The sequence below is a fragment of the Candidatus Poribacteria bacterium genome, assembly GCA_016866785.1.
In the GTDB taxonomy this organism is placed as follows: Bacteria; Poribacteria; WGA-4E.
Window position 1 is genome coordinate 1 of record VGLH01000043.1, and the last position, 13244, is coordinate 13244.

The 13244-nt window shown below is 65.4% G+C and carries 11 protein-coding genes; all 11 read left to right on the forward strand.

Annotation, left to right across the window (positions count from 1 at the left end; translation table 11 throughout):
* Positions 1–224: 224 nt before the first annotated feature.
* The 11 genes from FJZ36_08055 (at position 225) to FJZ36_08105 (ending at position 13242) form a co-directional block, all read left to right on the forward strand.
* The gene (locus FJZ36_08055) at positions 225–1523 is read left to right on the forward strand and encodes a hypothetical protein (GenBank protein ID MBM3214851.1); all 1299 of its coding nucleotides are present in this window, start codon (positions 225–227) and stop codon (positions 1521–1523) included.
* A gap of 17 nt (positions 1524–1540) precedes the next feature.
* On the forward strand, positions 1541–2629 hold the full coding sequence (locus FJZ36_08060; GenBank protein ID MBM3214852.1) for a hypothetical protein: 1089 nt from the start codon (positions 1541–1543) through the stop codon (positions 2627–2629).
* A gap of 197 nt (positions 2630–2826) precedes the next feature.
* Complete coding sequence (locus FJZ36_08065; GenBank protein MBM3214853.1) at positions 2827–4218, forward strand: DUF4976 domain-containing protein; 1392 nt, start codon at positions 2827–2829, stop codon at positions 4216–4218.
* A gap of 16 nt (positions 4219–4234) precedes the next feature.
* Positions 4235–4573: a cupin domain-containing protein gene (locus tag FJZ36_08070; GenBank protein MBM3214854.1), complete on the forward strand. Its 339-nt coding sequence runs from the start codon at positions 4235–4237 to the stop codon at positions 4571–4573.
* A 3-nt stretch (positions 4574–4576) separates the two neighbouring features.
* A complete protein-coding gene (locus tag FJZ36_08075; GenBank protein ID MBM3214855.1) occupies positions 4577–5581 on the forward strand; it encodes a Gfo/Idh/MocA family oxidoreductase in 1005 nt (334 codons plus the stop codon).
* A 19-nt stretch (positions 5582–5600) separates the two neighbouring features.
* Positions 5601–6980, forward strand: a complete 1380-nt coding sequence (locus tag FJZ36_08080; protein MBM3214856.1) for a GNAT family N-acetyltransferase — start codon at positions 5601–5603, stop codon at positions 6978–6980.
* Between the two features lie 125 nt (positions 6981–7105).
* Positions 7106–8359, forward strand: a complete 1254-nt coding sequence (locus FJZ36_08085) for a hypothetical protein (GenBank protein MBM3214857.1) — start codon at positions 7106–7108, stop codon at positions 8357–8359.
* A 79-nt stretch (positions 8360–8438) separates the two neighbouring features.
* Positions 8439–10313 (forward strand): hypothetical protein, encoded by a 1875-nt coding sequence (locus FJZ36_08090; GenBank protein ID MBM3214858.1) that lies wholly within the window; start codon positions 8439–8441, stop codon positions 10311–10313.
* A 114-nt stretch (positions 10314–10427) separates the two neighbouring features.
* Entirely contained in the window at positions 10428–11051 is a 624-nt protein-coding gene (locus tag FJZ36_08095) for a DNA-3-methyladenine glycosylase (GenBank protein ID MBM3214859.1), read from the forward strand.
* A complete protein-coding gene (locus FJZ36_08100) occupies positions 11048–12514 on the forward strand; it encodes a sigma-54-dependent Fis family transcriptional regulator (protein ID MBM3214860.1) in 1467 nt (488 codons plus the stop codon). The genes FJZ36_08095 and FJZ36_08100 overlap by 4 nt, the downstream gene beginning before the upstream one ends.
* Positions 12511–13242 carry a hypothetical protein gene (locus tag FJZ36_08105; protein MBM3214861.1) on the forward strand — a complete coding sequence of 244 codons (732 nt, stop codon included), beginning with the start codon at positions 12511–12513 and terminating at the stop codon, positions 13240–13242. The genes FJZ36_08100 and FJZ36_08105 overlap by 4 nt, the downstream gene beginning before the upstream one ends.
* Positions 13243–13244: the final 2 nt, after the last annotated feature.

The window sequence follows — 13244 nt, forward strand, 5'->3', positions numbered from 1 at the left end:
CGCGGAGAACATCCTGTAGCATGGTCAGAACTCCATCCAGAGACCGTGATTCTGACCCACATTCTAACCGGTTCTCGTATGTCACAACTTAGCAAATGAGGTCAGGGATCGCGATTGCCGCAACGATACACACATTTAAGGATCGTGTAAGCGAGACCTTGCATTTCGTGTGGTATGGTGGCATAGGATCCGTGTGTCTCGATACCAGTGCTGGAGGCAGACCCATGACCATCCACGGGACATCCAGATCGGTCCGGCGGGCGATGATCCCTGCGGCGACGCTGGTGCTCGCCGTGGTCCTCGCCGCCTGCGGGGGGGGCATGGGGGCGATACGGGCGACGGATGTCGCGAGCGCGCTCGAAGCCGCGCAGGCGAACATCGCCGACGCGCGCAGGACCGACATGGCGCTGAGCGCCAGGGCATCCCTCGACCGGGCGCAGCAGCGGCTGATCGAAGCTCACGCCGCCTACCAAGCCGGCCGCGGCATCGAAGCTCTGAGAGCCGCCCAAGAGGCGTCGTTCGAGGCGCGGCAGGCGGTTCTGCTGGATTCTCAGTCGAACGCCTACCAGCGCCTGCTGTCGAGCGAGATCGAGCACGCGCAAGACTTGGCGAACCGGCTGGAGTCGGCGACTCAACACGCTGGCGAGCAGCGCGACGAGCTCACGCGAGTCCAGAGCGAGCTCGATTCGCTGCAAACTCGACTCGAACACCTCGAATCGTCATACCGCCGCGAATTGTCCGATGCGCTCGCGGGGCGCGAGGCGGCGGAGGAACGCGCTCGCAGCTTGGAGTCGGAACTCAGCCTGACTCAGGGCAGGATCGACGATCTGAACAGCCAATTCGACTCGGCTCGCGAGCGCCAGCAGCAGGCAGAGCGTGAGGCTCTTGCCATCCAGCAACAGATGGCTGCCACACGCCAAGCCCTGGATGAAGCCAAGCGCCAGGCGGCGACCCAGGCGACGCAAGCCCGCGCCGTGCGCACGGAGGCGCGGGAGCTCGCCAGCGCCTATTCGGAGCGCATCGAGTCGCTTGAACGCGACGCGGCGAAGAACGAGGCGCTCCAGCGCGCCCGTGAGGAAGCGCAGCAGCATCGGCCGGCCGTCCAGATATCCGATGCGGACCTACGGTCGATCCGCCCGCTTGTGCAATCCTGGAAACAGGCGTGGGACAAGGGCGATATGGAAGCCCACACCGCGTTCTACGCTCCCAACGCTCGCGGCGAACGCGTGACGGTCGTCGCCGGCAAGGAAAGCGCGACGGCGCTGGCGCGCGTGGGTCTCGTGTCTGCGATCCGGGGCGCGGATCGCGGCGCGTGGCAAGAGGTCTCGCAGCCGACGATCTCGGCGGAAGGCACGGGCATTGCCGCGAAGATCACCTACCGGCGGAAGGGCTCCGGCGCCGGAGCGTCCAGCGCGGATTTCTGGATCCGCAGCGCCGTCTGGGAGCGGTCGGGTGCGCAATGGCGTATCGTCCGCGAGCGCTGGCAGTTTTACAGCGACGTCCCTGACTTCCCGCGCCGCTGAGCCTTGGGAGCATGCTCATGAACGTGCCTGAGGAAGAACGCAGCTCGTTCGCATCCGGGCTCCGGGCTCGTTTTGAACGGTGGCGCCGCGAGGCTGCGCGGCTGTGGAGCCTCACATCGTCGCGCACCGTTCGTCGGGGAGCCGGCATCGGCGGAGGCGCGGTTCTCGCCGTTGCCGTGGTGACCGCGGTGATCCTGGCGCTGCGTCCTGCACCGCAGACTCTCGACGGGTTCATCCGCGACTGGAACAAAGCCGTCCAAGACAACGACGGCGATGCCTATGATCTTCTCGTGAGCAACGCGCTGGCGACTTCCGACTCAGCCGGCTACTTGCGCGGTCTCGAGTTGCTTCAAGAGCTCCACCGCGAGGGCAAGCTGGTCGCTCCCATCGAGGAGCCGGTCGATCCATCGACGTCTGCCATCCTCGTGCTCGCTGATGCTCACACGATTGACGAGGACCACGTCGACCTGGCGCTAGCTCAGTCCGATCGCACGGTCGCTCTGAATCTGGCACGGGCGCAGTGGGATCGCCGATGGCGCATCCAGGGCGTGTCGACGGATGTTGCGACGGCTGAAACGGACGCGTCGGTTTCCGATAGCGACGGTAGCGGAAGCCTGTCCGAGGGGACCTCCGAGTTCGCCGTCGCGGGCATGGCGACGACTCCCAACGGAACGCCTCTCGACACGGAGTTCAAGCTGAAGCAGATCCTCGAAGCGTGGCGCGCCGCGTGGGAGAACGAGGAGATGGACGCGTACATGGCGTGGTACGCCGACTACGCGACCATCCGGCGCGTGACCGTCGTCGACGGACGTGAAATCCGGGAGACGCTCAGCAAGTCGCAGCTTCGCACCCGCATGGAGCGCCTCGCTCGCGCCTATTCTCGGATCCAGATCAGCATCTCGAACGTCGTCGTTCAAGGCGACTATGCCGAGGCGGGCATCAACTTCCTGCAGGAGTTCGCGGCGACGGTCGACGGCGACACGCGGATCGCCTACCAGGACGTGGGGCTCAAGACGCTCAAGTTCGTCAACGACCGGGGCGAGTGGCGCATCCACGACGAAGACTGGCGTTCCTACGTGAACGTTCCCACCTACCCGATCAAGTAGCTTCGTTCAGGCACGGCTGACATCTGCCGATAGATGTACGAGTCTTTTTCGTTCTGGAACATTCGTTCCCGAAAGAGAGTTGTTGTCAGGAAGACAAACCCCACGGGTCTCCCGTGGGGTTTGCTTTGCTTGCCCGACTGGTGCGCTAGAGCGACGATTCCGGCGACGTGCGGCTCACCTTCACCCGAGGTGCAGGCATGCGAGAACGCCCGAACGTCCTCATCCTGATGACCGACCAGCAGCACACGAACACCCTGGGCTGCTACGGCAACGAGACCATCTCGACGCCCAACATCGACCGGATCGCGCGCGAAGGCGTGCTGTTCGAGCGGCACTACGTCACGATCCCCCTCTGCGTCCCCTCGCGAGCCAGCATCTGGTCGAGCCAATACGCTCACACGAACGGCGTCATGGTCAACGACGACGGGCGCGGCATCACTTTCCCCGACGAGATCGACACGATCGGCGACGTCGCCAAGAGAGCCGGCTACCGGTGCGGCTACATTGGCAAGTGGCACATCGGAAGGGAGCGAGCGCCGCAGCACGGCTTCACGGACGCCTGGTGGACGCATCTGCGCGGCAGCTACGAACAGAGCCTCGAAGAAAGCGGGCAGATCGACTTCCCGCACGGGAGCAACCGAGGATCGCAGCGCGGGATCGTGCCGCTCGAACTCGCGCACGATACGGTCGTGTGCGACCGGACCATCGAGTTCCTCCGGCAGTACCGGGAGGACCCGTTCCTCTGCGTCTGCTCGATGCGCGCGCCGCACGACCCCTACATCGGGCCCTTCGATGATCTCTACGACCCGGCAGACGTGCCGATCCCGCCGACAGTGACCGAGACGTTCGCGGACAAGCCGTTCTGCCAGACGACGGGAGTGCCGCGCCGGTGGTTCGAGTCGTGGGTCGGCTCGGATCCAGCGAACCTGAACCTCGACGAGCTCCGGCGGATCATCGCCCGCTACTGGGGTCTGGTGAACCTTATCGACGTGAACGTCGGACGCGTTCTCGACACCCTCGACGATCTCGGTATCGCCGACGACACCATCGTGCTCTACATGGCGGACCACGGCGACGCGATGGGCAACCACGGGCTCTTCGCCAAGGGCTTGTTCATGTACGACGACGCGACGCGCGTCCCCTGCATCCTGCGCCTGCCAGGACAGGTTCCCCATGGGCGGCGAGTGCGCCATCTGACAAGCACGATCGACGTCACGCCGACGCTGCTCGACCTGATGGGCATCGGCGTTCCGCGGTCGATGCAGGGCGAGAGCATGCGGCAAGTGTGGGACTACGCCCACAACCGGCGTGACGCGGTCTTCATGGAGATGTACGAGGCTTACGGCGAGATGAGCCCGATCCTGAGCGTCCGAACGCACCGTTGGAAGTACAACTGGCATCTCGCGGACCAGGACGAGCTCTACGATATGGAAGACGACCCCCTCGAGCAGCGGAACCTGGCGCAGATGGGAGCCCACCGCGACACGCTGCTGGGGCTCCGCTATCGGATTCTGCGCTGGCTGGAAGAGACCGGCGACGTGCGGCTCAGCGACTTGGCGCGCACGATGCCCAACGTCCGCGCTCACTAGACCCGGGAGGCAGGGGATGAAGGTTCGCTCGTATGATCCCGACGCGCTGCGTCCGGCTCACGAAAACACGATCCTCGCGCATGGCGTGTTCGGCGGGGACGAGATCGGCGCGCCGTTCAGTTGCGCCATCGGGCTCCTCAGGACGGGCATGGAGCAGAAGCCCGAACGCGCGTCCGTGTCGAAGATCTACTACGTCCGGTTTGGCGAGGGCGCCATGGAGATCGACGGCGAGAGGCGCGTCATTCGTGAGGGCGATGTCGTCTTCATCCCGGCGGGGTCGCTCCACACCGTGCGGAACGAGTGCGAGGCGGACTTCAGCACCTTCGCCGTGTGGTGGACGCCCAAGGAGTCCTGACCCATGCCGAGCCCGATACGAGTCGCTCTGATCGGCTGCGGCGGCATTTCCAGAGCCCATGCGCGCGGATACGCTGCCCTCGGTTCCGAGGAAGTGCGTATCATCGAGACCTGCGACGCGAGCGCCGACCTCGCCGTGGCGCGCGCCAAGGAGCTCGGCGCTGAGCGCGTCTCCCTCGACTGGAAGCAGACCGTCGGTCGGACGGACATCGACGCCGTCGATATCTGCCTGCCGCACGACATGCACGCCGTCGTCGCCATCGCGGCGATGGAATGCGGCAAACACGCCTTCGTCGAGAAGCCGCTGGCGACGACCCTCGCAGACGCCGACGCGATGGTTCGCGCTGCAAGCGCCGCAGGCGTCAGGCTGATGTGCGCCTTCTGCGAGCGGTTCGACCCGCAGCACGTCGAGACCAAGCGGCTTCTTGACCAGGGAGCCATCGGAGCCCCGATGCTCGCCCGGATCGACCACAACCAGAACGTCGAGATGCCCGTCGGGCACTGGATTCGTCAGGCGGATCGGCTGGGCGGCGGAGCCATCGCGTCGGCGGGATGCCATCGGCTCGATCTGCTGCGCTGGTTCCTGGGCGAGGTATCCGCCGTGTCGTCGTTCCGGTACTTCGAGCCGGATCGGATGGAGGGGGAAGTCGCCGGGATCGTGAACCTGCGCTTCGAGAGCGGCGCCATCGGGACGTTCACGATCAACTGGATGAGCCGAAAGCAGGTCTGGTACGAGCGCTTCTGGATCGAGGGCGCTGGCGGGAGCATCCACAACCACGACGGCTTGCGCGTCCATCGGCTCGACAGCGCTTCACAGGAGCCCCAGCGCATCGACCTGCCAGCGGCAGACGCCTTCACCGAGGAGATCCGCCACTTCCTCGGCTGCATCCGCGACGGCGAGGAGCCGCTGACTTCGGGAGCGGACGCCCGCCGGACGATGGCGGTCGCGCTCGCCGCCTACGAGTCGGATCGGCTGGGAGCCGTGATCGATCCACGCACGCTGATGTGACCGTGACGTGCATCCGTCGTTGAGTCTCTACGTGGTGACAAAGACGATGGAGAGCACGATGGCAGTAGACAGCATCCAGGGCACGGCGATCCTGCCACAGCCGCAGAACCTGGCAGACGGGCTCCGACTGCGCTTCTGCACGCGCGAGGACACGGAGCGCGTCGCCGACTTCCAGCAATCCATCCACCATCCAGATCGACAGCATCGATTGATCGAGACGTGGGTACGCGACCTCATGTCGGGGGAACACCCGACGACAGACGCGTCCGACTTCACGATCGTCGAGAACGCGGACGGGGAGATCGTCTCGTCGATGTGTCTCATCAACCAAACGTGGACCTTCGGCGGCGCGGCGTTCCCATGCGGCATGCCGGAGCTCGTCGCGACGGCTCCCGAGTACCGCAGGAAGGGGCTCGTCCGCCGCCAGTTCGCGGCGATTCACGACCTGAGCGCGCGACGCGGCGAGCTCATGCAGTTCATCGGCGGGATACCCAACTTCTACCGTCAGTTCGGTTACGACATGGCGCTCAACATGGGCGGCGGCAGGACGGTCCGCGAGTCGGACATCCCGGATCAGCACGGCGCGAAGGCGGCAGTCCTGCGACGGGCGCAGATCGGCGACGACCTCGCGTTTGTCCATCGTCTGACTGCCAACGCCGTCGAGCGCCAGTCCATCGCCGTGCAGTGGCAGGCAGGTGCGCTGGAGCGAGCGATGCGGCTGGGCCCCGCGACAGGACAGGTCGCACGCGACTGGCTCATCATCGAGACGCCTCGTCGGCGTCGGATCGGCTACGTCAGCGAAAGCGCATGGGTGCGCGGGGACGAGTGCTGCGTCTTGGAGCTGGAGCTCGTCCCGGGGGTGAGCCACCTCAACGTCATGCCCGACGTGCTGTGTAGTGTGCTGGCGAACGCGCGCCAGAAGCTGGAAGAAGGCGACCACCCCTCGAAGCAGGCGAACGCCATCGAGTTCTGGCTCGGCGAGGAGCATCCCGCCTACGCGGCACTGGACCCCCACAAAACCCGACGGCTCTCTCCCTACGCGTGGTACATCCGCGTTCCCGACATGGTTGCGTTTCTCAAGCGCATCTCAGGGGGTCTGGAACGCAACCTGCTCGGAACCGTCGCCGAGGGGTATACCGGCACGATTGCGGTGAGCGATTATCGCTCCGCCTTTCGTATCGACCTCCGTCGCGGCAAGATCGCCGAGATCGCGTCCTGCGAGCCCTGCGGCGGCAACACGCGGTTTCCGGACCTCACGCTCCTGCAGCTCGTTTTCGGCAGACGCCGTTGCGAAGAGCTCGCCGTCGACTACGCGGACTGCAGTGTTGGGCATGTCGAGTCTGCCGTCCTCGACAGCCTGTTCCCACCGTTCCGTGGTAACGTGACTCCGTTCATGTAGGCGCGACACGTCTCACGCGCATGCCGCCGCTGCTCGGATGGGGTATTCTAAGTCGCCGGTTGCGCGGCGGGTCCCAGCCCGTCTGTCCCGCATGGACGCGCCTCGGCGCCTGAAGGGAGCCCACGATGCCACTGTCTCGCCACGACCGCGATCTGCTTCGGAGCCTCGCCCAAGAGCAGGCGGAGATCGCAGCTCTCCCGATCCACCGTGAGAAGGCGGAGCTCTGGCGGCGGTTGAACCAGCTGGAACCGGTCCGCCCGATGGTCTGGATCAACGAGGTCTGCTGGAACGAGATGAACGTCGATGACGAGCTGACGCTCCGCGCCGAGGACCCATGGGCGAGGGGTCAGGAGAGCGGCTTCCGGATGATGCTCTACCAGTGGCGCCATCTCCCGGGCGACATGATCGTCAACGACTACCTGTCGTGTCCGCTCGTCATCCACAGCACGGGTCTAGGTATCTCGGAGAAAGTGGACATCCGCCGAACCGACGAGACGAGTGGCGTCGTGTCACGCCAGTTCCACCGGCAGATCTGGGAACCGTCGGACGTCGAGAAGATCAAGTTCCCCGAAGTCACCTACGACGCGGAGGCGACCGAACGCAACTACGAACGGATGTGCGAGGTCTACGACGGCATCCTGCCCGTCACGAAGGTCGGCAGGAAGGGCACTTGGTTCGCCCCGTGGGACAACCTCATCCGGTGGTGGGGCGTCGAGGACGCCATGATCGACCTCGCGGACCGTCCTGAGATGGTCAACGAAATCATGACCCACCTGGTCGATGCCTACCTCTACGAGCTCGACCAGTGGGAAGCGCTGAACCTGCTCTCGCGCAACGACGACAACACGCGCATCGGCTCCGGCGGATACGGGCACACCGACGAACTGCCAGGCGACGACTACGACCCGGACCACGTGAAGCCGAAGAACATGTGGGGCTGCGCGACGGCGCAGATATTCTCCGACGTGTCGCCGGACATGCACTGGGAGTTCGCGTTGAAGCACGAGCTTCGGTGGCTAGAGCGGTGGGGGCTCACCTACTACGGATGCTGTGAGCCGCTCGACACGAAGGTGGAAATCCTGCGCCGCGTGCCGAACCTGCGGAAGCTCTCGATGAGCCCGTGGATCGACACGGACCGAGCCATCGCGAAGGTCGGGACCGACTACGTGTTGTCCCGGAAGCCAAACCCAGCCGTTCTCGCCAGCGACGACTGGCACCCGGAGCGAGCCCGCCGCGAGTTGCGCGATTTCCTCGACAAGGCGCGCGGCTGCCACGTCGAGCTGATCCTCAAGGACATCTCGACCGTCCGTTACGACCCTCGACGGCTGTGGGAGTGGGAGACGATCGCCATGGAGGTGGCGGAGGAGTACGCACCGTGATCCGACCGCGCGACGGACGCCGCCCGCCGGGGGTTCGATGAAGGGCGCACCGGGCGGAGTGCCGATCCGACGGAGAGTTGTGCTTCTGGGCATCGCGCTCGTCATCCTGAACGCCTACTGGGTCGGGAAGGCGAGCGAGATTTGGTATGCCGTCTACACGCTCGTCTCGCCCTTCTCTAACGCGATCTTCACGCTCGGCGTGCTACTGGCGCTCAACGTGCTGGCGAAGCGAGCCTATCCCAGCGCGGCACTGACGCCGCAAGAGCTCCTGCTCATCTACGTCATGGTCACGATGGTCTCGACCATCTCGGGCCATGCGTTCATGGCGATTCTGATGGGCACGCTCGCCCATCCCTTCTGGTTCGCCACTGTCGAGAACCAGTACGTCGAGCTCTTCGGCCGGTTCATCCCGGAGTGGGCGACCGTCCGCGATGTGGGCGTGCTTCGCGGTTACTTCGAGGGCGACAGCACGCTCTACGTGCGCGAGCACGTGCTGGCTTGGCTGACGCCGGTTCTCTTCTGGTCCGCGCTGATCGTCGCGTTCTACGGCTCGCTGCTGGGATTCTCGCTCATCCTGCGCCAGCATTGGATGGAGCACGAGAAGCTTACCTACCCGCTGACGGAGCTTCCGCTCCAAATGGCGACGAGCCCTGCGTTCTTCCGCTCGCGCGTCATGTGGATCGGGTTTGGCATCTCGACATTCATCCGCGTCATCGACGGGCTGCACGACCTTTTCCCGGTCGTACCGGCGTTCCCGCCCAACTACCGGCTCGATGCGCACTTCACGGAGCGCCCGTGGAGCGCCATGGGCTATCTGTCCATGTCGTTCAATACGGCGATTGTCGGGCTCGCCTACTTCATGCCGCTTGATCTCTCCTTCTCGACGTGGTTCTTCTTCTGGCTGACCCGCCTGGAGCGAGTCATCGCCGACGTGGCAGGATGGCAGGACCTGAGACTCAACGACCGCGCAGCCGGGGCTTGGGTCGGCATCGCGCTGATCGTCGCCTGGTCGGCGCGTCGTCACATCGCCGAGGTCGTGCGGAGCGCGTTCGCGCCTCCCGGTGAGCGCGATCCGAGGGAACCGTTCTCGTATCGAACGCTCGTCGTTCTGACCGGGGCGGCGACGGTCGCCTCGCTAGGGTTCTGCCTGGCGCTCGGGCTCAAGCTGTGGGTCGTCATCGTCTTCTACGCGTTGTTCCTCGCGTTCGCGCTGTCCATCGCATACGTCCGCGCGGCGCTGGGTCCGCCGTACCACGAGGTGATCGGCTTCGCGCCGCGACAGCTCATGGTGGAGATCTTCGGCACACGGCGTCTCGGGGCGCAGAACCTGACCGGGCTGACGCTGCTCTACGCGTTCAACCGATGCAACCGCTCGCACCCGATGCCCAACCAAGCCGAGATGCTGCGGATCGGGGACCGGAGCGACATAGCACGCCGACCGCTCGTCTGGGCGATGGTGCTCGCGATTGGCATAGGCGTGCTGGCGACGTTCTGGGCATATCTCGACTTCTCATACGGCTACGGCGTGCTGGCACGGGCGCGGGGGTGGGTGGGCAACTTCGGGTGGGAGAGCTACAACCCACTCCAGCGGTGGATCCAGTCGCCGACGCCTTCCGACCTTCGAGGCAGCGCGTTCATGCTGGCGGGTATGGGGTTCGTCCTGCTGCTGCAAGGGCTCCGGTCGCGGCTCATCTGGTTCCCGCTCCACGGTTCCGGCTACGTACTGTCCGGCGCAGACTGGGGCGGGATGATCTACTTCTGGTTCCCAGTGATGGTGGGCTGGTTCCTGAAGTCGCTCATCGTGCGATTCGGCGGGATGACGCGCTACCGAGCGCTGATGCCCGCGTTCCTGGGGCTCGTGTTGGGCGACTTCATGCTGCGGAGCGTGTTGAGCCTGATCAGCGTCGGGCTCGACCTGTACATGCCTTCGTCAGGATCGGGGCACACGCTCTGATCGGGCTGCGGGCCCGCTGCTTGACCACCTTCGGCGCGGACAGTACACTGGACTCATCAAGAGGCGTCGATCCGCCGGCGTCGTCATTACCGACCCGTTCGCCAGGCGACGCGTGTGCGTCAACATGCCGACAACCGCCGCGCTCTAGATCAGACGTTCTTTGACCGGCCGACAGTCGACGTCGCGCGGGACCTCCTGGGGATGGAGCTCCTGCACCGGACGTCCGACGGGCTCGCCGGGGGAATCATCGTCGAGACCGAGGCATACCTCCAGGACGACCCCGCCTGCCACGGCTTCCGTGGTCGAACCCCTCGGACGCAGGTGATGTTCGGACCGCCCGGACACGCCTACATCTACCTGAACTACGGATGCCACTGGCTCCTCAACGTCGTGACGGAACGGGAAGGCATCGCCGGAGCGGTTCTCATCCGAGCGCTGGAACCGAGCGAGGGAGTCGCGCTGATGCAGCGGCGAAGGAACCGCGAGCGGCTCGAAGAGCTCACGTCGGGTCCTGGCAAGCTGACCCAGGCGCTGGGCGTTCGCCCCGAGCAGAACGGCGTCCCGCTCTACGCGGAACCACTGGCGGTGTGCAAGCCGCCTCGAACCCATAGCCGGGTGATCGCCGTCACGCTCAGGATTGGGATTCGCCTCGGAGCCGACCTGCCGTTGAGGTTCCGATTCGCCGACAGCATTTGCGCCACCCACGTCCCGTATCAGACGGTGCGAGGCAGGCAATGAGCGATCTGGCTCCCGACACGACCACGATCATCGTCGTCGAGGAGGACTCGCGGCTCCGCGAGGCGATCTCTTCAGCTCTCGACGGGTCCGACGTGCACCTGATCCGTGTGCGAAGCGAGGTGGAGGCACAGAACTGTCTTCAGGCGGAACCCGCCGACGTGCTCGTCGCGCCGATGCGGTCGCCCTCAGCCGACGGAGCCCATCTGCTGAGCGTTGCCCGCTCGATCCACGAACGCATCGCCGTCATTCTGATCGTCGATCCGAACACGCTCGACACGGATTCGGCGGTCCGTCTGATGCAGAACGGCGCGTACGATTTCGTCGAGCGCCCCGTGAACCTCGAACGCCTGCGGGCGATTGTCCAGCGAGCTCGCCGTGAGCAGGCGGTCTACGAAGAGAATCGCGCCCTTCACGAGCAGCTTTCGTCGGAGACATCGCTCGTCGGGTTCACGGGCAAGTCGCCGATCATGCGCGCGATCTACGACCGGATCATCCGCCTTGCTGGCGTGCCGAACACGACCGTCCTCATCTTGGGAGAGAGCGGAACCGGCAAGGAGCTCGCCGCGCGAGCCATCCACTTCCACAGCGCTCGCCGGAAGGGCCCGATGGTCTCGTTCAACTGCGCCGCAGTGCCCGAGTCCCTGGCTGAGACCGAGCTCTTCGGTCACGAGGAGGGCGCGTTCACCGGCGCGACGCGGAGACGGAAGGGCAGGTTCGAAACCGCCCACGGCGGCACGCTCTTGCTGGACGAAGTGGGCGAGATGGACCTGGGGACGCAGGCGAAACTGCTGCGCGTCCTGGAGACCCGCGAGTTCGAGCGGATCGGCGGCGAGAAATCGGTCCACGTCGATGTGAGGATCATCGCTTCGACGAACCGCGACCTGCTCGAAGCCGTCCGCGCGGGTTCCTTCCGTGAAGACCTCTACCATCGGCTGTGCGTCGCCACACTCCAGATGCCGCCACTGCGCGAACGGGTCGAGGACATCCCGATCCTCGCGCACGCGTTCCTGAGGCAGTTCGCGACGGCTGCCGACAAGCCGATCCGTGGGTTCACGGCTCGGACGCTGCGCCTGCTGGAGCGCTGCCCGTGGAGCGGGAACGTACGCGAGCTGAAAAACGCCGTCGAGGCGATGGTGGTGTCCGCCGAAGGCGACATGCTCGACCTGCCGGACCTGCCGGACTGGCTCGTCGCCTCGGGACGCCAGGCGGAGAGTTCAGATGACCCCGACGCGCATCGTGGCGAGCCCAGGGATGCCGGTCAGGTCATATCGACGGAGAGCGATGCGGACCGAAACGACCCGAAGCGCGCCCATGTGTTCGTCGGCATGACGATGCGCGAGATCGAGCGCGAGGCGATCCGCGCGACGCTCCATGCGACCAACGGGAACCGCGCCGAAGCGGCACGAATCCTCGATATCGGGCGGCGAACCCTGTTTCGCAAGATCAAAGAGCTCGCCCTATGATGCTGATGGTGTCCGCATCGGTTAGCTTGTCCGCCGCAGCCGAGTCGGCGGTGGAAGTACCGTCGCCGGTACTCCAGCGGCGACTGGACGCGATGGATTTCGTCGCTCCGGTCGTGGCCTTGGTATGCGCCGCCGTAGTCGGCTGGTACTTCTGGGAGCGACGGCCGAACGCGCCCATGCGCGGAGTTCGGCGCGCGGTTCGACGCGCTCGCGCGTTCAACGAGGCGACACGCGACGCACCGATGCCCACGCCGGTTCCCGAAATGGACTGGGAGACCAAGGCTTCCCTCAATGAATCGGTCGAACCGATTGACCGCTCGAATCCATCGAAATGGTCCGTCGCCGAAGCTCCGGCAGGGCTGCGCAGGGACTGGTCGGCAGAGCTCTGGCGGCTGAGGCAGGAGCGCGAGGGCAAAAGCCTGGTCGCGGATTACTACCGGCTGGATGCGTTCGTGCGGCGCTACCTGTTCGAGCGCTATCGGATCCGCACGTTCGGCGTCGGCGTCGCGGCGATTCTCGACTCGCTGCCCCAGGACCCGATGGACGCCGTCATCGATTACGCTGGAGAAGTGCTGCGCGTCTGTGAGCTCGCCCAACTGACCCGCTACCGTCCGACCGAGGGCGAGCTCGACCGACTCTACGAACTCGTCGACACGATGATCCGCGCCGCGTCAGGCGCTCGACAGGCGCGATCCGACGCGGTCAACGGCGCATCGGAACCCGACTGAGA